Annotated in this window: 15 protein-coding genes; 9 read left to right on the top strand and 6 right to left on the bottom strand. The window is 71.3% G+C overall.

Translation table 11 applies throughout. The annotated features are described in order from the left end of the window. Nucleotides 1-105 precede the first annotated feature (105 nt). Nucleotides 106-3615 (bottom strand): methionine synthase, encoded by a 3510-nt coding sequence (metH, locus tag AC07F3_RS23515; protein WP_479116434.1) that lies wholly within the window; start codon nt 3613-3615, stop codon nt 106-108. A 291-nt stretch (nt 3616-3906) separates the two neighbouring features. Here metH and AC07F3_RS23510 point away from each other — a divergent pair, with 291 nt between their 5' ends. From AC07F3_RS23510 to AC07F3_RS23485, 6 genes are all read left to right on the top strand, one after another. After that, nucleotides 3907-4671, top strand: a complete 765-nt coding sequence (locus AC07F3_RS23510) for an IclR family transcriptional regulator (RefSeq protein ID WP_479116433.1) — start codon at nt 3907-3909, stop codon at nt 4669-4671. 330 nt (nt 4672-5001) lie between these two features. Then, the gene (locus tag AC07F3_RS23505) at nt 5002-5778 is read left to right on the top strand and encodes an MIP/aquaporin family protein (RefSeq protein WP_479116432.1); all 777 of its coding nucleotides are present in this window, start codon (nt 5002-5004) and stop codon (nt 5776-5778) included. A gap of 40 nt (nt 5779-5818) precedes the next feature. Beyond that, nucleotides 5819-7345 (top strand): glycerol kinase GlpK, encoded by a 1527-nt coding sequence (gene glpK, locus AC07F3_RS23500; RefSeq protein ID WP_114041518.1) that lies wholly within the window; start codon nt 5819-5821, stop codon nt 7343-7345. Between the two features lie 15 nt (nt 7346-7360). Then, nucleotides 7361-8971 carry a glycerol-3-phosphate dehydrogenase/oxidase gene (locus AC07F3_RS23495; RefSeq protein WP_479116431.1) on the top strand — a complete coding sequence of 537 codons (1611 nt, stop codon included), beginning with the start codon at nt 7361-7363 and terminating at the stop codon, nt 8969-8971. 161 nt (nt 8972-9132) lie between these two features. Then, nucleotides 9133-10191: an LLM class flavin-dependent oxidoreductase gene (locus tag AC07F3_RS23490; protein ID WP_479116430.1), complete on the top strand. Its 1059-nt coding sequence runs from the start codon at nt 9133-9135 to the stop codon at nt 10189-10191. Between the two features lie 64 nt (nt 10192-10255). Then, entirely contained in the window at nt 10256-10927 is a 672-nt protein-coding gene (locus AC07F3_RS23485; protein ID WP_479116429.1) for a FadR/GntR family transcriptional regulator, read from the top strand. 426 nt (nt 10928-11353) lie between these two features. Here AC07F3_RS23485 and AC07F3_RS23480 read toward each other — a convergent pair whose 3' ends face one another. Genes AC07F3_RS23480 through AC07F3_RS23460 form a run of 5 tightly spaced genes read right to left on the bottom strand, consistent with a single transcriptional unit; the run spans nt 11354 to nt 17104 of the window. Next, nucleotides 11354-12385 carry an ABC transporter permease gene (locus AC07F3_RS23480; protein WP_479116428.1) on the bottom strand — a complete coding sequence of 344 codons (1032 nt, stop codon included), beginning with the start codon at nt 12383-12385 and terminating at the stop codon, nt 11354-11356. Next, nucleotides 12382-13947: a sugar ABC transporter ATP-binding protein gene (locus tag AC07F3_RS23475; RefSeq protein ID WP_479116427.1), complete on the bottom strand. Its 1566-nt coding sequence runs from the start codon at nt 13945-13947 to the stop codon at nt 12382-12384. Before AC07F3_RS23475 ends, AC07F3_RS23480 begins: the two co-directional genes overlap by 4 nt. 2 nt (nt 13948-13949) lie before the next feature. Next, on the bottom strand, nt 13950-14987 hold the full coding sequence (locus AC07F3_RS23470; RefSeq protein WP_479116426.1) for a sugar ABC transporter substrate-binding protein: 1038 nt from the start codon (nt 14985-14987) through the stop codon (nt 13950-13952). Between the two features lie 24 nt (nt 14988-15011). Further along, nucleotides 15012-15788, bottom strand: a complete 777-nt coding sequence (locus AC07F3_RS23465; protein WP_479116425.1) for an SDR family NAD(P)-dependent oxidoreductase — start codon at nt 15786-15788, stop codon at nt 15012-15014. Next, nucleotides 15785-17104 carry an enolase C-terminal domain-like protein gene (locus AC07F3_RS23460; protein WP_479116424.1) on the bottom strand — a complete coding sequence of 440 codons (1320 nt, stop codon included), beginning with the start codon at nt 17102-17104 and terminating at the stop codon, nt 15785-15787. Before AC07F3_RS23460 ends, AC07F3_RS23465 begins: the two co-directional genes overlap by 4 nt. Nucleotides 17105-17463: 359 nt before the next feature. Between AC07F3_RS23460 and AC07F3_RS23455 the strand changes: the two genes are divergently transcribed. The 3 genes from AC07F3_RS23455 to AC07F3_RS23445 all read left to right on the top strand — a co-directional run bounded on the left by AC07F3_RS23455 (nt 17464) and on the right by AC07F3_RS23445 (nt 22036). Beyond that, entirely contained in the window at nt 17464-18447 is a 984-nt protein-coding gene (locus AC07F3_RS23455) for a PAC2 family protein (protein ID WP_114041509.1), read from the top strand. 87 nt (nt 18448-18534) lie between these two features. Further along, nucleotides 18535-19941 (top strand): NADP-dependent succinic semialdehyde dehydrogenase, encoded by a 1407-nt coding sequence (locus AC07F3_RS23450; protein WP_479116423.1) that lies wholly within the window; start codon nt 18535-18537, stop codon nt 19939-19941. Nucleotides 19942-20299: 358 nt separating this feature from the next. After that, entirely contained in the window at nt 20300-22036 is a 1737-nt protein-coding gene (locus AC07F3_RS23445; RefSeq protein ID WP_479116422.1) for a S8 family peptidase, read from the top strand. Nucleotides 22037-22040 lie beyond the last annotated feature (4 nt).

Raw genomic sequence — 22040 nt, 5'->3', positions numbered from 1 at the left:
GAAGGCCGGCCGCCTTCCCCAGCTGGGAAAAGCGACCGGCCTCTACTGGGCGACCAGTGTACGTCCGGCCCGCTGGACGCGCGTTGATTTTTCCGCCGTGCGCGGTCAGCGGGCGTTGAAGTACTTGGCTTCGGGGTGGTGGATGACGATGGCGTCGGTGGACTGCTCGGGGTGGAGCTGGAACTCCTCGGAGAGGTGCACGCCGATCCGCTCCGGTTCGAGCAGCTCGGCGATCTTCGCCCGGTCCTCCAGGTCGGGGCAGGCGCCGTAGCCGAGCGAGAAGCGCGCGCCGCGGTACTTCAGCGCGAACATGTCCTCGACGTCGGAGGGGTCCTCACCGGCGAAGCCGAGCTCGGAGCGGACCCGGGCGTGCCAGTACTCGGCGAGCGCTTCGGCCAACTGGACGGACAGGCCGTGCAGTTCGAGGTAGTCGCGGTAGGAGTTGGCCTCGAAGAGTTCGGCGGTCGCCTCACCGATCTTCGAGCCGACGGTGACGACCTGGAGGCCGACCACGTCCACCTCGCCGGAGTCCTCCGGGCGGAAGAAGTCCGCCAGGCACAGCCGGCGCCCGCGGCGCTGGCGCGGGAAGGTGAACCGGGTGCGCTCCGAGCCGTCCTCGCCGAGGATGATCAGGTCGTCGCCCTTGGAGACGCACGGGAAGTAGCCGTGCACGACGGCCGCTTCGAGCAGGTTGCGGGTGTGCAGCTGCTCCAGCCAGCCGCGCAGCCGCGGCCGGCCCTCGGTCTCGACGAGCTCCTCGTAGCTCGGGCCGCCCGAGCGGGCCTGCTTCAGACCCCACTGGCCCTTGAACAGGGCGCCCTCGTCGAGCCAGGTGGCGTACTCCTTGAGGCCGATGCCCTTGATGACGCGGGTGCCCCAGAACGGCGGGGTCGGGATCGGGTTGTCGGTGGCCACGTCGGAGCGCACCGAGCCCTCCGGCTCGGTGGTCTCCACGACCGGTGTGGCGCGCTGGGGGACCCGGCGCTGCTTCAGCTCGGGCAGGACCGCTCCGGGCACCCCGCGCTTGACACCGATCAGGGCGTCCATGAGGCGCAGGCCCTCGAAGGCGTCGCGGGCGTAGCGGACCTCGCCCTCGTAGATCTCGTGCAGGTCCTGTTCGACGTAGGCGCGGGTCAGGGCCGCGCCTCCGAGGATGACGGGGTAGTCGGCGGCCAGCTTGCGCTGGTTGAGCTCCTCCAGGTTCTCCTTCATGATCACGGTGGACTTGACCAGGAGACCGGACATGCCGATGACGTCGGCCCGGTGCTCCTGGGCCGCGTCCAGGATCGCGGAGACCGGCTGCTTGATGCCGAGGTTGACGACGTTGTAGCCGTTGTTGGACAGGATGATGTCGACGAGGTTCTTGCCGATGTCATGGACGTCGCCGCGCACCGTGGCCAGCACGATCGTGCCCTTGCCCTCGGCGTCGGACTTCTCCATGTGCGGCTCCAGATGGGCCACCGCGCTCTTCATGACCTCGGCGGACTGGAGCACGAACGGCAGCTGCATCTGCCCCGACCCGAACAGCTCGCCGACCACCTTCATCCCGTCCAGGAGCGTGTTGTTCACGATGTCCAGGGCCGGGGTGGTGTGCAGGGCCTCGTCCAGGTCGGCTTCCAGGCCGTTCTTCTCGCCGTCGATGATGCGCCGCTTGAGGCGCTCCTCCAACGGCAGTGCCAGGAGTTCCTCGGCCTTGCCCGCCTTCATCGACTTCATGTTGACGCCCTCGAACAGCTCCATCAGCCGTTGCAGCGGGTCATAGCCCTCCGCGCGCCGGTCGTAGATCAGGTCGAGGGCGACCTGGACCTGCTCCTGCTCCAGGCGGGCGATGGGCAGGATCTTGGAGGCGTGCACGATCGCCGAGTCGAGGCCCGCCTTCACACACTCGTCCAGGAACACCGAGTTCAGCACCACCCGGGCGGCCGGGTTGAGACCGAAGGAGATGTTGGAGAGGCCAAGGGTGGTCTGCACCTGGGGATGGCGGCGCTTGAGTTCACGGATCGCCTCGATGGTGGCGATGCCGTCCTTGCGGGACTCCTCCTGCCCGGTGCAGATGGTGAAGGTGAGGGTGTCGATGAGGATGTCCGACTCGTGCACCCCCCAGTTCCCGGTCAGATCCGCGATCAGGCGTTCGGCGATGGCGACCTTCGTCTCGACGGTGCGGGCCTGGCCCTCCTCGTCGATGGTCAAAGCGATCAGCGCCGCCCCGTGCTCCACCGCCAGCCGCGTGACCTTCACGAACCGCGACTCGGGCCCGTCCCCGTCCTCGTAGTTGACCGAGTTGATGACCGCGCGCCCGCCCAGCTTCTCCAACCCCGCCCGCAGCACCGGCAGTTCGGTGGAGTCCAGCACGATCGGCAGCGTCGAGGCCGTCGCGAACCGCCCCGCGAGCTCCGCCATGTCCGCGACCCCGTCACGGCCCACGTAGTCGACACACAGGTCGAGCATGTGCGCGCCCTCACGGATCTGGTCGCGCGCCATCTCCACACAGTCGTCCCAGCGCCCCTCCAGCATCGCCTCACGGAACTTCTTCGACCCGTTCGCGTTCGTCCGCTCACCGATCGCCAGATAGGAGGTGTCCTGACGGAACGGCACCGACTGGTACAGCGACGCGGCCCCCGGCTCCGGACGCGGATCCCGCACCCCCGGCACACTCCCGCGCACCCGCTCCACCACCTGCCGCAGATGCTCCGGCGTCGTCCCGCAGCACCCACCCACCAGCGACAGCCCGTAATCCCGCACGAAGTTCTCCTGCGCGTCCGCCAGACCCTCGGGGCCCAGAGGGAAGTGCGCGCCGTCACGGGTCAGCACCGGCAGACCCGCATTCGGCATACACAGCAGCGGAATACGGGAGTGCCGGGTCAGATAGCGCAGGTGCTCACTCATCTCGGCCGGACCGGTCGAGCAGTTCAGGCCGATCATGTCGACGCCGAGCGGCTCCAGGGCGGTCAGCGCCGCACCGATCTCGGAGCCGAGCAGCATCGTGCCGGTCGTCTCGAAAGCGAGGGAGACCAGCAGCGGCAGGGTGACACCGCACGCCTCCATGGCACGGCGCGCACCCAGGATGGCGGACTTCGTCTGGAGGAGGTCCTGGGTGGTCTCCACGATCAGCGCGTCCGCGCCGCCCGCGATCAGGCCCTCCGCGTTCGCCTGGAAACCCTCACGCAGCGTCGTGTAGTCGATGTGGCCGAGCGTCGGCAGCTTCGTACCCGGACCGATGGAACCCAGCACCCAGCGCTGCTGCCCGCTGGAGACGGTGAACTCGTCGGCGACCTCGCGCGCGATGCGGGCACCGGACTCGGAGAGCTCGAAGGTACGGTGCGCGATGTCGTACTCGCTCATCGCCGTGTGGTTGGCACCGAAGGTATTGGTCTCCACACAGTCCACACCGACCGAGAAGTACGCCTCGTGGACCGAGCGCACGATGTCGGGCCGCGTCACGTTCAGGACCTCGTTGCAGCCCTCGAGGTCCTGGAAGTCCTCCAGAGTGGGATCCTGCGCCTGCAGCATGGTGCCCATCGCACCGTCGGCCACCACCACCCGGGTGGCGAGCGCCTCACGCAGGGCGTCGATACGGGTCCGGCTGTCAGCGGAAGGGGTCGGCAACGAGGCCATGGATGTGCTCCCTGGAGTGCGACGGCTGTCGGCTTTGCGCCGTCCGGCAGGAGGGCGCACGCGGCCAGCGTAACCGGGCGGCCCCCGGCGGCGCGCGGCTGTATCAGGGGGCGGACGCCGCGGGCGGGGCTTCCGGACGCTGTCCGGAAGTGCAGGGAGCTGCGGCACTCACGGTGACACGAGGTCGACAACGGCCGATACTGTTCAGCATTGTCGAACCAGTTGTTGAGAGAGCCGGCCGCTGCAGCGGCGAGAACCGGTTCAGCAGGGCCCGAAAAGGGAGGGAGCGCGATGGCGCGCAACATCCAGTCGCTCGAACGGGCGGCCGCCATGCTGCGGCTGCTCGCGGGGGGTGAGCGGCGGCTCGGCCTGTCCGAGGTCGCGTCCTCGCTGGGCCTCGCCAAGGGCACCGCGCACGGAATCCTGCGCACCCTGCAGGCCGAGGGCTTCGTGGAGCAGGACCCGGCGTCGGGCCGCTACCAGCTGGGCGCCGAGCTGCTGCGCCTGGGCAACAGCTACCTGGACGTCCACGAGCTGCGGGCGCGGGCGCTGGTGTGGACGGACGATCTGGCGCGCTCCAGCGGCGAGAGCGTGTACGTGGGGGTGCTCCACCAGCAGGGCGTGCTGATCATGCACCACGTCTTCCGGCCCGACGACAGCCGCCAGGTGCTGGAGGTGGGGGCCATGCAGCCGCTGCACTCCACGGCCCTGGGCAAGGTGCTCTCCGCGTACGACCCGGTGGCGCACACCGAGGCCGTGGACACCGTGCAGGAGGCGTTCACGCCGCGCACGGTCACCTCCGCCGAGGGCTTCGAGGAGCTGCTCGACCTGACCCGGGCCCGCGGCTGGGGCTCGGACGTCGAGGAGACCTGGGAGGGCGTCGCCTCGGTGGCCGCCCCCATCCACGACCGGCGCCGGATGCCGGTCGGCGCGGTGGGCGTCACGGGCGCGGTGGAGCGGGTCTGCAAGGACGGCGAGGTGCGGCCCGAGCTGGTGGCCGCGGTGCGCGACTGTGCCCGCGCGGTCTCGCGGGACCTGGGCGCGGGCCGCTTCTAGCGCGCCGCGGCGCCCACGGCGGGCCGACAACGGCCCGCCCCGCACCCCGCCCCCATACCAGTACATGATCTTGGTCGCGACGCCGGGGGCATGTTTGGCGGTTCGTACCACCTGGTAACGATCAGGGATTCCGGTCACAGAAGTCTTGACGCCCAGTTAACCCGGGGGCAAAACTGCCGTTCAACGGTCGGCATTGTCGAACACCTACCGGCAATACGAGTTAGAGTGTGACAACGCCAAGGGCCGGCAGCTCTCAGCCATTGAGAGCGCGGACCACCGGAGGGACCCGGTAGTTCGCCTTCCCCTGGACGAAGGACAAAGGAGTCGCGGGTGTCCAGCCACGACATCTTCATCGGCGAGACCATCGGTACCGCCGTACTCATCCTGCTGGGCGGTGGCGTGTGCGCCGCCGTCACGCTGAAGCGCTCGAAGGCGCGCAACGCCGGCTGGCTCGCGATCACCTTCGGGTGGGGCTTCGCCGTGCTGACCGGTGCCTACATCTCGGCACCCCTCTCGGGCGCCCACCTCAACCCCGCGGTGACCCTCGGTCTCGCGATAGAGGGCGGCACCAAGTGGAGCGACGTCCCCGTGTACCTCGGCGGACAGATCCTCGGTGCCATGCTCGGCGCGGTGCTCGTGTGGCTCGCCTACTACGGCCAGTTCCACGCCCACCTCACCGACCCCGAGATCGTCGGTGACGGCAAGGCCGTCGAGGCCCGCGAGCACGAGGCGGGGCCGGTGCTCGGCGTCTTCTCGACCGGCCCGGAGATCCGCAACGTGGTCCAGAACCTGGTCACGGAGATCATCGCCACCATCGTCCTGGTCCTCGCGATCCTGACCCAGGGCCTGAACGGCGACGGCAAGGGTCTCGGCGTCATCGGTGTCCTGATCACCTCGCTCGTCGTGGTCGGCATCGGTCTCTCGATCGGCGGTCCGACCGGTTACGCCATCAACCCGGTCCGCGACCTCGGCCCGCGCATCGTGCACTCCCTGCTGCCGCTGCCCAACAAGGGCGGTTCGGACTGGAGCTACGCGTGGATCCCGGTCGTCGGCCCGCTGGTCGGCGGCGCGATCGCCGGTGGCATCTACAACATCGCCTTCGCCTGAGACTCGACGCGACCCCCTTCGGACTTCCCAGGAGCACCCCATGAGCGACATCCACTCGACCGGCCCGTTCATCGCGGCCATCGACCAGGGCACCACCTCCAGCCGCTGCATCGTCTTCGACAAGGACGGCCGGATCGTCTCGGTCGACCAGAAGGAGCACGAGCAGATCTTCCCCAAGCCGGGCTGGGTCGAGCACGACGCCACCGAGATCTGGACCAACGTCCAGGAGGTCGTCGCCGGCGCGATCGACAAGGCGGGCATCACCGCCGCCGACGTCAAGGCGATCGGCATCACCAACCAGCGTGAGACCACGCTGATGTGGGACAAGAACACCGGCGAGCCCGTGCACAACGCGCTGGTCTGGCAGGACACCCGCACCGACGCGCTCTGCAAGGAGCTCGGCCGCAACGTGGGCCAGGACCGCTTCCGCCGCGAGACCGGCCTGCCGCTCGCGTCGTACTTCGCGGGCCCCAAGGTCCGCTGGCTGCTCGACAACGTCGAGGGCCTGCGCGAGCGCGCCGAGCGCGGCGACATCCTCTTCGGCACCATGGACTCCTGGGTCATCTGGAACCTGACCGGCGGCGTCGACGGCGGTGTGCACGTCACGGACGTCACCAACGCCTCGCGCACCCTCCTGATGAACCTGCACGAGATGGCGTGGGACGACAAGATCCTCTCCTCCATGGAGATCCCGGCGGCCGTGCTGCCCGAGATCCGCTCGTCCGCCGAGGTGTACGGGCACGCCAAGGGCGGCGTCCTGGACGGCATCCCCGTCGCCTCCGCGCTCGGCGACCAGCAGGCGGCCCTGTTCGGCCAGACCTGCTTCTCCGAGGGCGAGGCCAAGTCCACCTACGGCACCGGCACCTTCATGCTGATGAACACCGGTGACAAGCCCGTCAACTCCTACAACGGCCTGCTGACGACGGTCGGCTACCAGATCGGCGACCAGAAGCCGGTCTACGCCCTCGAAGGCTCCATCGCCGTCACCGGCTCGCTCGTCCAGTGGATGCGCGACCAGATGGGCATGATCAAGACCGCCGCCGAGATCGAGACTCTGGCGTCCTCGGTCGAGGACAACGGCGGCGCCTACTTCGTGCCGGCCTTCTCCGGCCTGTTCGCCCCGTACTGGCGCTCCGACGCCCGCGGTGTGATCGCCGGCCTCACCCGGTACGTCACCAAGGCGCACATCGCGCGCGCCGTCCTGGAGGCCACCGCCTGGCAGACCCGCGAGATCACCGACGCCATGACCAAGGACTCCGGCGTCGAGCTGACCGCGCTGAAGGTCGACGGCGGCATGACCTCCAACAACCTGCTGATGCAGACCCTCTCGGACTTCCTGGACGCGCCCGTGGTGCGTCCGATGGTCGCCGAGACCACCTGCCTCGGCGCCGCCTACGCCGCCGGTCTGGCCGTCGGCTTCTGGCCGGACACCGACGCGCTGCGCGCCAACTGGCGCCGGGCGGCGGAATGGACCCCTCGCATGGACGCCGACAAGCGTGACAGCGAGTACAAGAACTGGCTCAAGGCCGTTGAACGCTCCATGGGCTGGCTCGAAGAAGAGAACTGACGAGGAGTAATCGACATGACCACCCTGCAGAGCGTCCCCGCCCTGGGGACGCACCCGGCCTCCGGCTCGACCCCGAGCCGCGCCGAAACCCGGGAGCAGCTGTCCAAGGCGACGTACGACCTCCTGGTCATCGGCGGCGGCATCCTGGGCATCTCCACCGCCTGGCACGCCGCGCAGTCCGGTCTGCGGGTGGCCCTGGTGGACGCCGGTGACTTCGCCGGCGCCACCTCCTCCGCCTCCTCCAAGCTGCTCCACGGCGGTCTGCGCTACCTGCAGACCGGCGCGGTGAAGCTGGTCGCGGAGAACCACTTCGAGCGGCGTGCGGTGTCCCGTCAGGTGGCCCCGCACCTCGCCAACCCGCTCACGTTCTACCTGCCCGTGTACAAGGGCGGCCCGCACGGCGCCGCCAAGCTGGGCGCCGGCGTCTTCGCCTACTCGGCGCTGTCCGCCTTCGGCGACGGCGTCGGCCACCTGCTCTCCCCCGCGAAGGCCGCGGCGGACGTGCCGGAGCTGCGCACGGACAACCTGAAGGCCGTGGCCGTGTACGGCGACGACCAGATGAACGACGCCCGCATGGCGCTGATGACGGTCCGCGCCGCCGTCGAGGCCGGCGCGGTCGTCCTCAACCACGCCGAGGTCACCGGCCTGCGCTTCACCAAGGGCCGGGTCACCGGCGCCGACCTCAAGGACCGCATGGACGGCGAGGAGTTCGGCGTCAACGCCCGCCTCGTCCTCAACGCGACCGGCCCCTGGGTCGACCACCTGCGCAAGATGGAGGACCCGAACTCGGCCCCCTCCATACGCCTGTCGAAGGGCGCGCACCTGGTCCTCAAGCGCACCTCCCCCTGGAAGGCCGCGCTCGCCACCCCGATCGACAAGTACCGCATCACCTTCGCCCTGCCGTGGGAGGACATGCTCCTGCTCGGCACCACCGACGAGGAGTTCGAGGGCGACCCGGCGGACGTCCGCGTCACCGAGGCGGACACCGCGCAGATCCTCGACGAGGCCGCGTTCTCCATCCGCGACCAGCAGCTGTCCCGCGATCTGATCACGTACTCCTTCGCGGGCCTGCGGGTGCTGCCCGGCGGGCCGGGCGACACCTCGAAGGCCAAGCGCGAGACGGTCGTCACCGAGGGCCGCGGCGGCATGCTGTCGGTGGCCGGCGGCAAGTGGACGACCTTCCGCCACATCGGCCGTACGGTGATGAAGAAGCTGGAGCAGCTGCCGGGCCACCCGCTCGGCGACGACTTCGAGCCGATCTCCGAACTGCCCGGCAAGATGCCGCTGCCCGGCATCGCCAACCCGCGCGCCGTCGCCCACCGCCTGATGGTGGACGGCCCGGCGCCCGGCCCGCGCATGGCGGCCGACACCGCCAAGCACCTGGCCACGCACTACGGTTCGCTGTCCTTCGACATCGCACGCCTGGCCAACGAGGACGCGGCGCTCGCCGAGCGCATCCACCCGGACGCGCCGGAGATCTGGGCCCAGGTCGTCTACGCCCGCGACCACGAGTGGGCCGAGACCGCCGACGACGTGCTGCGCCGCCGCACGACGCTGACGATCCGCGGCCTGGCCACGGACGAGATCCGCGGCAAGGTCGACGACCTGCTGGCGAAGAAGAACTGACGACACGTCAGCTACGCGCTGACCCTGGGGCGGCTCCCCGGCGGGAGCCGCCCCTTTCGCGTGCCCGCCGCCATACGGCGTACATGAGGCTGCAACACCGCGCGGCGAGAGTGGAGGGATGCCTCCCGTGCCGGACGGCAAGCAGATCTGAAGGGCACAGCATGAAATTCCAGGTACTTTCCATCGTCGGCCACGCCCCGCACCCGCTGACGGGTGAACTCCCTTCCGCCGCCGACCGGTTGGCGCAGGTGCTCGACGTCGGGGTCGAGGCCGAGCGGCTCGGCTTCGACGCGTACGCCATCGGGGAGCGGCACGCCGGGGCCTTCCTCTCCTCCAGCCCCACGGTGCTGCTCGCCGCGCTGGCCGCGCGCACCAGCCGCATCCGGCTCCTGACCGGGGTGACCGTGGTGGCGATCCTCGATCCGGTGCGGGTGGCCGAGGACTACGCGACGCTCGACCAGATCTCGCGCGGCCGGGTCGAGCTGGTGATCGGCAAGGGCGCGGAGGCCGGTCACTTCGATCTGTTCGGCCTCGACGAGTCCCGCCAGTGGGACCTCCAGCGCGAGAAGTACGAGCTGCTGCGGCGGCTGTGGAGCGAGGAAGGGGTGGACTGGGAGGGCGAGTTCCGCCCCCCGCTGAGCGGCGTCACGACCGTGCCGAGGCCGTACGCCGGGGTGCCGCGGATCTGGCACGGCTCGGCGACCTCCCTCAACTCCCCCGAACTCGCGGCCAGGCACGGCGATCCGCTGTTCACCGCCAACGCCATCCAGCCCCGCGCGGCGTACGCGAAGCTCATCGCGCACTACCGGGAGAAGTTCGAGGAGTACGGGCACGATCCGGCGCGTGCGCATGTGGCGGCGGGCTCGGGCGGGCTGCTGATCGCGGACACCGCGGAGCAGGCGGTCTCCCGCTACCGGGAGGTGTACGAGGCGAGGGTGCGGCAGGCCTTCAAGCCGCACCTGGCCGGGAAGGCGGGCTACAACACCCCGTTCCGCACCATCGAGGACGCCATCGCCGAGGGCCCCCAACTCATCGGCTCGCCCCAGCAGATCATCGACAAGATCCTCGGCTTCCACGAGGTGTACCGGCACGACCTCCAGTCGGTCACGGTGGACGGCTTCGGGCTCTCCACGGCCGAGCAGACCGAGACGCTGGCACGGTTCGCCGAGGAGATCGCCCCGGTGGTCCGCAAGGAGGCGCCGAGCTCTCTGTGGGAGTGAGGCCCTGGCGGAGGGCCGAGCGCGCATAATGGGGGCCGATACATCGGATGTATGGAGGTCGCCCATGGCTGTCACCGACGAGGCCATCGAGAAGATCAAGGAAATGATCGTCTCCGGTGCGCTGCGCCCGGGCGACCGGCTCCCCAAGGAGAGCGAACTGGCCGCCGAGCTCGGCCTGTCGCGCAACTCGCTGCGCGAGGCGGTGCGGGCGCTGTCGCTGATCCGGATCCTGGACGTCCGCCAGGGGGACGGCACGTACGTCACCAGCCTGGACCCGCAGCTCCTCCTGGAGGCGATGAGCTTCGTCGTCGACTTCCACCGCGACGACACGGTGCTGGAGTTCCTCGCGGTACGCCGCATCCTGGAGCCGGCCGCCACCGCGATGGCGGTGTCGCGGATCCCGGACGCCGAACTCGACGCGCTCTCCGCCCAGTTGGAGGCCCTGGGGGCCGCCCCCTCGGTCGAGGAACTCGTCCTCGCCGACCTCGAATTCCACCGGCGGATCGTGGCGGGGTCGGGGAACTCGGTGCTCTGCTCCCTCCTGGACGGGCTCTCCGGGCCGACGACCCGGGCCCGCATCTGGCGGGGCCTGACCCAGGAGGACGCGGTGAGCCGCACGCTCCATGAGCACCGGGCGATCCTGACGGCGCTGCGGGACCGGGACGCGGAGGCGGCTCGGTCGTGGGCGACCGTGCACATCGCAAGCGTGGAGCAGTGGCTGAGGTCAACACTGTGACCCTCCTCACCCCGCCCCCACCGGGAACGAAGGTGCCCCTGGGGAAGGCCGAGGATGCCCATGCCCCCCTACAGGGACGCGAGGAACTGCGCGAGCAACCGAGCACGTCCCGCGGATGACAGGCGGCCCCAGGGGCGCGGGGAACTGCGCGACCAACCGGGCACAGCCCGCGGATGACAGGCGGCTCCAGGGGCGCGGGGAACTGCGCGAACAACCGAGCACGGCCCGCAGCCGAAGTCCCCCGGAGGGTTTAGGGAAGGGGCGGGGTGGGGCACTCCTCAGGTCCGGGGCAGAGCCCCGGGCCATAGACCACCGGACTGGGTCGCGGCAAGGCCCCGGGCGGCGGACCACCCTGCCGGGTTCGGGCAGAGCCCGGGCCGCAGACCACCGGGCAGGGTTGGGGGCGGAGCACCGGGTGCGGGGGCGCTACGTTTGTTTCTCGCCGCTGGCGAAGCGGCTGATGACCAGGGCCACAATGATGATCGCTCCGTTCAGGAACTGGTTCCACAACGCCGGCACACCCCCCAACGTCATGACGTTCACGACCAGTTGGAGCGTGAGCACCCCCGTCAGCGCGCCGAACAACGTGCCCCGCCCGCCCTTGAGGCTGATCCCCCCGATGACCGCCGCCGCGAAGACCTGGAAGATCCACCCGTTGCCCTGGTTCGCCGCCACCGAACCGTAGTGGCCGGTGTAGAGGATCCCCGCGAACGCCGCCAGCAGGCCCCCGGTCGCCAGGACGATCCAGGTGACGCGGTCCACGCGGATGCCCGCCGCCCGGGCCGCCTCCGGGTTGCCGCCGATCGCGTACAGCGCCCGCCCGTGCCGCAGCCACGCCAGCGCCGCCCCGCCGATCGCGAAGAGGGCGAGGCAGATCCAGACGGCCGCGGGCACCCCGAACCAGTCCGTCATCCCGAGGTAGCGGAAGGACGGCGGCATCTCGATGATGGAGCGGCCTCCGGTGATGCCGATGTGGAGGCCCCGCAGCATCGTCAGCATCCCGAGCGTCGCGATGAACCCGTTGACGTTCAGCTTCAGCATCAGGAACCCGTTGAACGCCCCGATCGCCAGGCCGACCAGCAGGCACACCGGGATCGCCGTCCAGCCGGGCAGCAGGCCGACGCCCGCGAAGCGGCCGGCCGGCGCGGAGGACGGCAGGACCAGCCACATCGCGACGACCGGCGCGATGCCGATCGTCGACTCCAGGGACAGGTCCATGCGGCCGCAGATCAGGATGAGGGCCTGGCCCAGGACCAGCAGGCTCAGCTCGGAGGACTGCTGGATGACGCTGATCAGGTTGTCCGAGGTGAGGAACACCGGCGAGACGACGAAGCCGATGACCATCAGGACGAGGATCACGGGGACGAGGGAGAAGTCGCTCCAGCGGATGCGGGACAGCCGCCCCAGCGGACTCGCCCCCCGCACCCCCCTCGGCGCCTTGGTCGCCGTATCGGTCATGTCCGCTCCCCCATGCCGTCCGTCCCTTCCACGGCCTCCGCGCCGTGCACGCCTTCCATCGCCGCGACGAGCTCGCCGTCGGTCCACCCGCTGCCGTACTCGGCGACGACCCGCCCGTGGAACAGGGCGAGCACCCGGTCGCAGACCCGGAGGTCGTCGAGCTCGTCGGAGATGATCACTGCCGCGCTGCCGTCGTCGGCCACCTGCCGCACCACGCCGAGGAGCGCGTCCTTGGACTTCACGTCCACGCCCGCCGTGGGGCGTACCGCGACGAGGGCCACCGGCCCGCGGGCCAGGGCGCGGGCCACCACGACCTTCTGCGCGTTGCCGCCCGACAGGCCCGACACCGGCTGGCCGGGTCCCTGCGTCCTGATGTCCAGCGACCCGATCATCGCGAGGGCGAACTCCCGTGTCCTGGAAGGGAGTACGGTCCCGAAGGGCCCGAGCTGATCGGTCACCGTCAGCGTGGCGTTCTCGGCGACCGAGCGGTCCGGGACCAGGCCCTGGCGATGCCGGTCCTCCGGGATGTAGCCGATGCCCGCGTCCAGGGCGTGCGGCACGCTGCCCGGCTTCACGGGCCTGCCGTGCACGGTGACCCGGCCCGCGGTGGCCCGGCGCATCCCGACGAGCGTCTCACCGAGGGCGGAGCTCCCGCTGGCTGCGGCCCCGGCGACGCCGAGCACCTCGCCGCCGCGCACCGCGAGGTCCAGCGCCTCGAACTCCCCGTCGAGCGCGAGCCCCTCGGTCCGCAGCACCGGCTCCGAGGTCCGCCGCGGCCCGGCGGCGGCCCGCCACGAGGCCCCGCCCGCGCCCGGCCGGTCCCCGGTCATCGCCGCGACCAGTTCGTCCTTGGGCAGGTCGGCGACGGAGGCCGTGAGGACCTGGCGGGCGTCGCGGTAGACGGTCACCGCGGTGCACAGGTCGTACACCTCCTGGAGGTGGTGCGAGATGAACAGGAACGCCACGCCCTGCGCCTGGAGTTCGCGGAGCTTGGTGAACAGGCGCTGGATCCCGCGGGCGTCGAGCTGGGCGGTGGGTTCGTCCAGGACGATCAGGCGGGCGCCGAACGACAGGGCGCGGGCGATCTCCACGAACTGCCGTTGCTCCAGCGACAGTTGACCGGCCCTCGCGTCGGGGTCGACGTCCACTCCGTACTCGGCGAGGAGGTCCGCCGCGCGGCGGCGCAGCCTGCCCCAAAGGATGCGCTCGCCCTCGAAGCGGTTCAGGAAGAGGTTCTCGGCGACGGTCAGGTCCGGGACGACCATGGACTTCTGGTAGACGCAGGCCACCCTGGACTGCCAGCCGGTCCGGTCGCCGAAGGCCGGGGCGGGCGCGCCGCCGAAGGCGACGGTGCCGGAGTCCGGCCGGTGCAGTCCCGTGACGACCCCGACCAGGGTCGACTTCCCGGCGCCGTTGCGGCCGACCAGCGCGTGCGACTCGCCGGGCCGCACGGTCAGGCCGACGCCGTCGAGGGCGAGCGTGGGTCCGAAGCGTTTGACGACGCCGTGGGCGTACAGGGCGGGTGCGGGCGGGGTGTCGCGCTCGTGCGGTTCGGGGGCCATGGCTAGCTCTTCTTCCGCAGCTGGTTGGCCCACAGCGCGGGGTCGTCGACGTTGGACCTGGTCACGAGGGGGGCCGGCAGCTGGTCCTCGTACCCGCCCGGGATCTTGATGATGGTCGAGCCGTGGTCGGTGGGGCCCTCCTTGAAGGTCTTGCCGTCCAGGGCCGCCTTGGCGTAGTAGAGCGCGTACTTGGCGTAGAGGTCGGCGGGCTGGGAGATCGTGGCGTCGATCTTCCCGGCCTTGATCGCGTCGAGCTCCTCGGGGATGCCGTCGTTGGAGACGATCGTGATGTGGCCCGCGGTGCCCGACGGCACGAGCCGCCCCTTCTGCTGGAGCAGGGCCAGGGTCGGCTGGAGGAAGACCCCGCCGGCCTGCATGTAGACGCCGTTCAGGCCCGGATGCGCGGCGAGCGTGGACTGGAGCTTGGCGGAGGCCACGTCGCCCTTCCAGTCGGTGGCCAGCTCGTAGACCTTGATGCCGGGATAGCTCTTGTCCATGCAGGACCTGAAGGCCTCGGAGCGGTCCCGCCCGTTGATGGAGCTCAGGTCGCCCTGGAACTCGGCCACTTCGCCCTTGCCGCCCAGCTGCTTGCCCAGGTACTGGCAGGCCTTCTCGCCGTACGCCTTGTTGTCGGCCCGTACGACCATGTAGACGTCGCCCTTGTCCGGGCGGGTGTCGACGCTGATGACCGGGATCTTCCGCTGGTTGAGGCTCTCCAGCGTGGAGGCGATGGCGCCGGTGTCCTGCGGGGCCATGACGACCGCCTTGGCGCCCTGGTCGGTGAGGGCGGTGACGTCGGCCACCAGCTTGCCCACGTCGTTCTGGGAGTTGGTGAGCGGCAGCGCGGAGACCTCGCCGCTCGTGACGCCCTTCTCGACGTAACTCTGGTAGGAGTTCCAGAAGTCGCTGTCGCTGCGCGGCAGGTCGATGCCGACCTTCCGGCCGCCGGACCCGCCACCCGACTCGCGGTTGCAGCCCGTGACGAGCAGGGCCGCGACCAGTGCGGCGCAGGCGGCGGCGGTTGTCGTACGCACTCTCATGGTCCCGTCCTTGGTGGGGTGGCGTCAGGTACTCGGTCGCAGGCGCAGGCCCTGCATGCCTCCGTCGACCGCTAGTGCCGTGCCGGTGACGGCGGCCGCGGCGGGACTGGCGAGATAGGCGATGGCGGCGGCGACCTCGGCCGCCGAGACGAGGCGTCCCATCGGCTGGCGCGCCCGCAGCGCGGCCCGCTCCGCCTCCGGGTCGTCCGCCCGCTCCAGCAGCCGGGCGACCCAGGGGGTGTCCGCCGTGCCGGGGTTGACGCAGTTGACCCGGACGCCCTCGCGTACGTGGTCGGCGGCCATCGCCAGGGTGAGGGAGAGGACGGCGCCCTTGGCGGCGCTGTAGAGGGCGCGCTGCGGCAGGCCCGCGGTGGCCGCGATCGAGCATGTCTGGGTGAGGGACGCGTGGCCGGGCCGCTCCCGGGCCGCGCGCCGCAGATGGGGCAGCGCGTGCCGGGCGACCCTGACCATGCCGAGGACGTTGACGTCGAGGACGTGCCGCCATTCGGCGTCGTCGTTGTCCTCGACGGTTCCGGCGGCGCCGATGCCCGCGTTGGAGACGACGGTGTGCAGGGCGCCGAGTTCGCGGGCGGCCCGGGTGACCGCGTCCCGTACGCCCGCGTCGTCGGTGACGTCCGCCCGGAGGGCGAGGACCCCGGCGGGGGCGCCCTTCAGGTCCCGGTCGAGCACCGCGACCCGGGCGCCCCGCTCCATGAGGAGCTCGGCGACGGCGGCGCCGATGCCCGAGGCGCCGCCGGTGACCAGCGCCGCCATGCCCTCGAAGTCCCTTGCACTGCTCATGAGTTGACCTCCTGGACCGGACGGCGCGACCGCCACTGCGGGCCGTCCGGAAAGCGGTAGGCGGCGATCGTCTCGGGGTGCATCCGGGCCGAGAAGCCCGGTGCGGTGGGCGCGCGGTAGTGGCCCGACTCGACGACGGCGGGGGCGGCGAAGTGCTCGTGCAGATGGTCGACGTACTCGATGACCCGGTCCTCGCGGCTGCCGGAGACGGCGACGAAGTCGAACATGGCGAGGTGCTGGACGAGTTCGCACAGGCCCACCCCGCCGGCGTGCGGGCAGACCGGCACGCCGTACTTGGCGGCCAGCAGCAGGATCGCCAGGTTCTCGTTGACCCCGGCCACCCGGGCCGCGTCGATCTGCACGAAGTCGACCGCCCCGGCCTGGAGGAGCTGTTTGAACACGACCCGGTTGGCGACGTGTTCGCCGGTGGCGACCTTCACCGGCTGCCCGGCCCGCACGGCGGCGTGGCCGAGGATGTCGTCGGGGCTGGTCGGCTCCTCGATCCAGTGCGGCTCGTACGGAGCGAGCGCGGCCATCCAGCGGATCGCCTGGGACACGTCCCAGCGCTGGTTGGCGTCGACCGCGATGCGGATGCCGGGCCCGACGGCGGCGCGGGCCAGGCCCAGTCTGCGGACGTCGTCGTCGAGGTCGGCGCCCACCTTAAGCTTGATCTGGGCGAAGCCGTCGGCGACGGCCTCCTTGGCGAGGCGGACCAGCTTGGCGTCGTCGTAGCCGAGCCAGCCGGGCGACGTGGTGTACGCGGGGTAGCCCTCGGCGCGCAGCAGCCGGGCCCGTTCGGCGCGGCCGGGTTCGGCGGCGCGCAGCAGGGCCAGCGCCTCCTGGCGGGTCAGCACGTCCGACAGGTAGCGGAAGTCGACGAGCGAGACCAGGTCCTCGGGGGACATCGAGGCGAGGAACTCCCACACCGGCAGGCCCGCCGTGGTGGCCGCGAGGTCCCAGGCGGCGTTGACGACGGCGCCCGCCGCCATGTGCGTGACCCCCTTCTCCGGTCCCAGCCAGCGGAGTTGGGAGTCGTGCGTGAGGTCGTGGTGGAGGGCGGCGAGGTCGGCCGCGGCGACCGGCGCCGGGCGGCCGAGGACGTAGGGCCGCAGCGCCTCGATGGCGGCGGCGGTGACCTCGTTGCCGCGGCCGATGGTGAAGACGAAGCCGTGTCCCTCGTGGCCGTCCGCGGTGCGCAGCACCACGTAGGCGGCCGAGTAGTCCGGGTCGGGGTTCATGGCGTCCGAGCCGTCGAGCCGTTCCGAGGTGGGAAAGCGGATGTCGTGTACCTCGAACCCCGTGACACTCGGCCTCATGCACGCCCCCCTGGAAGAACACGTGGACCCACGCATGGATCAATGCCCTGGATGAACCGCTGAACGAACGTCCGCAGAAGGTCCGCGGAACGTTCACGGGAACATCCGTGTGGACATCGGACCTCTACCGGTCATCCGATGTATATCCCCGTCCGTTCGCCAGCGTCCAGGGTCCTGACGAAAATCGCGGCGCACAGCTCGGATGAATCACGGGCGGCCTGTGCTGCTGCCCCGCGAGCCGCCCCTTCATTCCCGTGTCACTCCGGACGCCTCGGGGCCGTGCACGGGGGCTGCGGCTGGGTAGGTCTGAAGCCGTAAGGTTGGGACGTACGCAAGGGAACTTCGGAGGGAGGCACTGGGTGATCGAGCTGGAGGGCGTTCCCGAGCTGGTCGACCCGGTCATGATCGCCGCGTTCGAGGGCTGGAACGACGCGGGCGACGCCGCCTCCTCCGCGGTCGCGCACCTGGACGGGGCATGGAAGGGCGAGGTCTTCGCCGCGCTGGACGCGGAGGACTACTACGACTTCCAGGTCAACCGGCCCACGGTGTGGCTGGACGGCGGGGTCCGCAAGATCACATGGCCCACCACCCGGCTCTCCGTGGTCCGGGTCGGCGGGGACAAGCCGCGCGACCTGGTGCTGGTGCGCGGCATCGAGCCGTCGATGCGCTGGCGCTCGTTCTGCAACGAGATCCTCGGCTTCGCCCACGAACTGGGCGTCGAGATGGTGGTGATCCTGGGCGCGCTGCTCGGCGACACCCCGCACACCCGGCCGGTACCGGTCAGCGGCGTGACCTCCGACCCGGACCTGGCACGGACCATGGATCTGGAGGAGACCCGCTACGAGGGCCCGACGGGCATCGTCGGCATCCTCCAGGAGGCCTGCACGCACGCGGGGGTTCCGGCCGTCAGCCTGTGGGCCGCGGTGCCGCACTACGTGTCCCAGCCGCCGAACCCGAAGGCCACGCTCGCCCTGCTCAACCGCCTGGAAGACCTGATCGACCTCAGGATCCCGCTCGGCGAACTCGCCGAGGACGCCCGGGCCTGGCAGCTCGGCGTCGACCAACTGGCCGCCGAGGACAGCGAGGTGGCCGAGTACGTGCAGACGCTGGAGGAGGCGCGGGACACCGCGGACCTGCCCGAGGCGTCCGGCGAGGCCATCGCCCGCGAGTTCGAGCGGTACCTGCGCCGCCGCGACGGCGGCCCCGGCCCCGGTCAGGCCACCGCGGGCGGCCACGCCACCGACGGCGACGGATCCTATCTGCGCGACACCTCCAGCGGGCGCACCCGGCCACCGAAGCCGCCGAAGACGGACGAGCCCGGCGAGGAGTCCCCCGAGGAGTAGCCCCGGCCGGGCCGCGGCTCGCGTTGCGGCGCCTTCCCGCGCGCGGGAAGGTCGAAGGACCAGTGCCTTCGGGAGGTGTCGTACGTCATGGCCATCGCCACGGTGAATCCGGCTACCGGTGAGACGCTCAAGAGCTTCGGTGCCATGGGGCCCGAGGAGGTGGAGCGGCGCCTCGCCACCGCCGAGACCGCCTTCGGCGCCTACCGCACGACCGGCTTCGAGGAGCGGACCCGGCTCGTGCTGCGGGCGGCCGACCTGCTCGACGGCGACCGGGACGACATCGCGCGCACCATGACCCTGGAGATGGGCAAGCCGGTGGCGGCGGCGCGCGCCGAGGCGGCGAAGTGCGCGAAGGCGCTGCGCTGGTACGCCGAGCACGCGGCCTCCCTGCTCGCGGACGAGGAGCCCGCGCCGGACGACGTCCACGACTCGGGAGCCGAGCGGGCCCGGGTCCACTACCGGCCGCTCGGCGTGGTCCTCGCCGTGATGCCGTGGAACTTCCCGCTCTGGCAGGTCGTCCGGTTCGCGGCGCCCGCGCTGATGGCGGGCAACGTCGCCCTGCTCAAGCACGCCTCGAACGTGCCGCAGACCGCGCTCTACCTGGAGGACCTCTTCCGCCGGGCGGGCTTCCCCGACGGCTGCTTCCAGACGCTGCTGATCGGCTCGGACGGCGTCGAGCAGGTGCTGCGCGACCGGCGGGTGGCGGCGGCGACGCTGACCGGCAGCGAGCCGGCGGGCCGCTCGGTCGCGGCGATCTGCGGTGACGAGATCAAGAAGACCGTCCTCGAACTCGGCGGCAGCGATCCCTATCTGGTGCTCCCCTCGGCCGACGTGGAGCGGGCCGCGCGCACCGCGGTGACCGCCCGCACGCAGAACAACGGCCAGTCCTGCATCGCCGCCAAGCGCTTCATCGTCCACACCGACGTCTACGATGCGTTCGCCGAGCGGTTCACCGCGGGGATGCGGGAGTTGAAGGTCGGCGATCCGCTCCTGGAGGACACCGACGTCGGCCCGCTCGCCAGCGAGCGGGGCCGGAGCGACCTGGAGGAGCTCGTCGACGACGCGGTGCGCAAGGGGGCGACCGCCCTGTGCGGCGGGAGCCGTCCCGAGGGGATGGAGCGGGGCTGGTTCTACCTGCCCACGGTCCTGGCCGGCGTCACCGCGGACATGCGGATCCACCAGGAGGAGACCTTCGGGCCGGTCGCCACGCTCTACCGGGTGCGGGACCTCGACGAGGCGGTGTCGGTCGCCAACGACACGCCGTTCGGGCTGAGTTCCAACGTGTGGACCCGGGACGGCCACGAGGTCGACCGCTGCGTACGGGACCTCCAGGCGGGCGGCGTGTTCTTCAACGGGATGACCGCCTCCCACCCGGCCTTCCCCTTCGGCGGTGTGAAGCGGTCCGGCTACGGCCGCGAGCTCTCCGGTCACGGCATCCGCGAGTTCTGCAACGTGACGACGGTGTGGCACGGCGCCGAGCCCTCAGGAAGCTGACCCGGGCCTGCCGCCGAGCGGCGTCCGGCGGGAACCGGTCGCGCCGGGCGCCGGCCGCGGGCACGATCCGGCAACGGCCGGGGCGGGCGGTTCCGGCCCGCCCCGGCCTCCCCCGCGCGGCAGCGTCGGCCGGGCGGCCGCACGGGACGCTCACACCCCACCGGACACCCCCAACCCCCGTGGTGTTTGGCCGAATTGCGGCGTGACATCGGTTTCCAGACCAAATGCACGGGGTGCCCATTCAGCTTGATTTCAAACTCCCTTCGCGCAAGCGGGGTGGACGACCCGCCGCGGCGGTAGCAGGGTGTGTCCCCTGAAGGCACGCCAAGCACAGCACCCGAGGGGAGCGGCGGAAGCGATGACCGATCGGATTCACCCGGGTCAGGGCCCCGGAACGGCGGGCCCAGGACCCGACGGAGCTGGATTCACCTATCACGGAGCCGAGCCGGAACTGATCGTCGTCGCGCGGGCCGAGTCCCGGTTGCGCGTCGGCGCGGAGGGCGTCCGCTCGGCCTCCGGAGCCGACACCTCGGCTCTCACGATGTTCCTCGCCGACGAACAGATCGCCCTGGAGCCGCTGTTCGGCCGCGAGGAACGGCTGGCCCAGGTCCCCCGGGGCACCTCCCGCGAGGCCCTGCCGGACCTGTCCCTCTACTACCGGGTGCGCGGCGGCGGCGAGCGGGCCAGGGAGCTGAGCGCGCGCCTGGCCGCACTGCCCGAGGTCGAGACGGCGTACGTGAAGCCGGGCGCCGTGCCGGCCTCACTGACGGGCCGTGACGAGGACACCGTCAAGCGCCTCAAGGAGGGCGCGCCCGCGACGCCCGACTACACCGGGCGCCAGGGCTACCTGGCCCCGGCGCCCGAGGGCGTCGACGCGTACTGGGCGTGGCTGCGCCCGGGCGGCTCCGGCGAGGGCGTCACCGTCATCGACGTCGAGGGCGCCTGGCAGCTGGGCCACGAGGATCTGGCGGAGAAGCTCGCCGGGCTCGTGGTGGGCAACCCGGTGCAGGACATGGCCTGGCGCAACCACGGCACGGCCGTCCTCGGCGTCATCGGCGGCGACCGGGACGACAAGGGCATCACCGGTATCGTCCCGCAGGCAGTCACCGCGGCCGCCTCGTTCCAGGGCATCGGCACGGCGGCGGCGATCCACGCCGCGGCCGAGCGGCTCTCGCCCGGCGACATCGTCCTGGTCGAACTGCACCGGCCCGGGCCGAGGTTCGACTTCCAGGACCGCGACGACCAGGAGGGCTACGTCCCGCTCGAATGGTGGCCGGACGACTTCGCGGCGATCCGCTGGGCGACCGCCAAGGGCGTCCTGGTGGTGGCGGCGGGCGGCAACGGCGGCGAGAGTCTGGACGACGCGCTGTACGAGCGGCGCCCCGACGCGTTCCCGCACGACTGGCGCAACCCCTTTAACCCGTCCAACCAGTCCTCGGGCGCGGTCCTGGTGGGCGCGGGCGCGCCCCCGCCCGGCACGCACGGCCGCGATCACGGCCCGGACCGCTCACGGCTCGCGTTCTCCAACTACGGAGCCCGCGTGGACGCCCAGGGCTGGGGCCGCGAGGCGACCACGACCGGCGGGTTCTGGGACCGGGCGGGTGACCTCCAGGGCGGGGCCGAGGAGATCGCGTGGTACACGGACACGTTCTCCGGCACCTCGTCGGCCGCCGCGATCGTGGTCGGCGCCCTCGCCTCGTTGCAGGGCATGCTGAAGGCGACCGGGCAGGAGCCGATGACGCCGGAGCGGGCCCGGACGATCCTGCGGTCGACGGGCTCGCCCCAGCAGGACGCGCCGGGCCGGCCGGCCTCGCAGCGCATCGGCAGCCGGCCCGACATCAAGGCCGCGGTGACCCGTCTTATGCCCTCGACGGTCGGCACCGGCCAGGCCGAACGGTACTGGGACGAACTGATCCCGTACCCCCATGAACTGCCTCCGAGGCTCCGGCTGTTCGTCGCCGGGGCGTGGCGCAACCTGAACAACCCCGGGCCCGAACTCCGCCAGGCGGTGCACTCCGCCTTCGCGGGCGGACGGCCGGACATCAGGGTCTGGTTCTCGGACGACGAGGTCGTCGGCCTGGTGGTCGCCGGCTGAGCGT

The organism is Streptomyces sp. NPDC045846 (assembly GCF_056431605.1).
The sequence above is the reverse complement of the archived record's forward strand: the minus strand, read 5'-3'. Positions and strand labels throughout refer to the sequence as shown.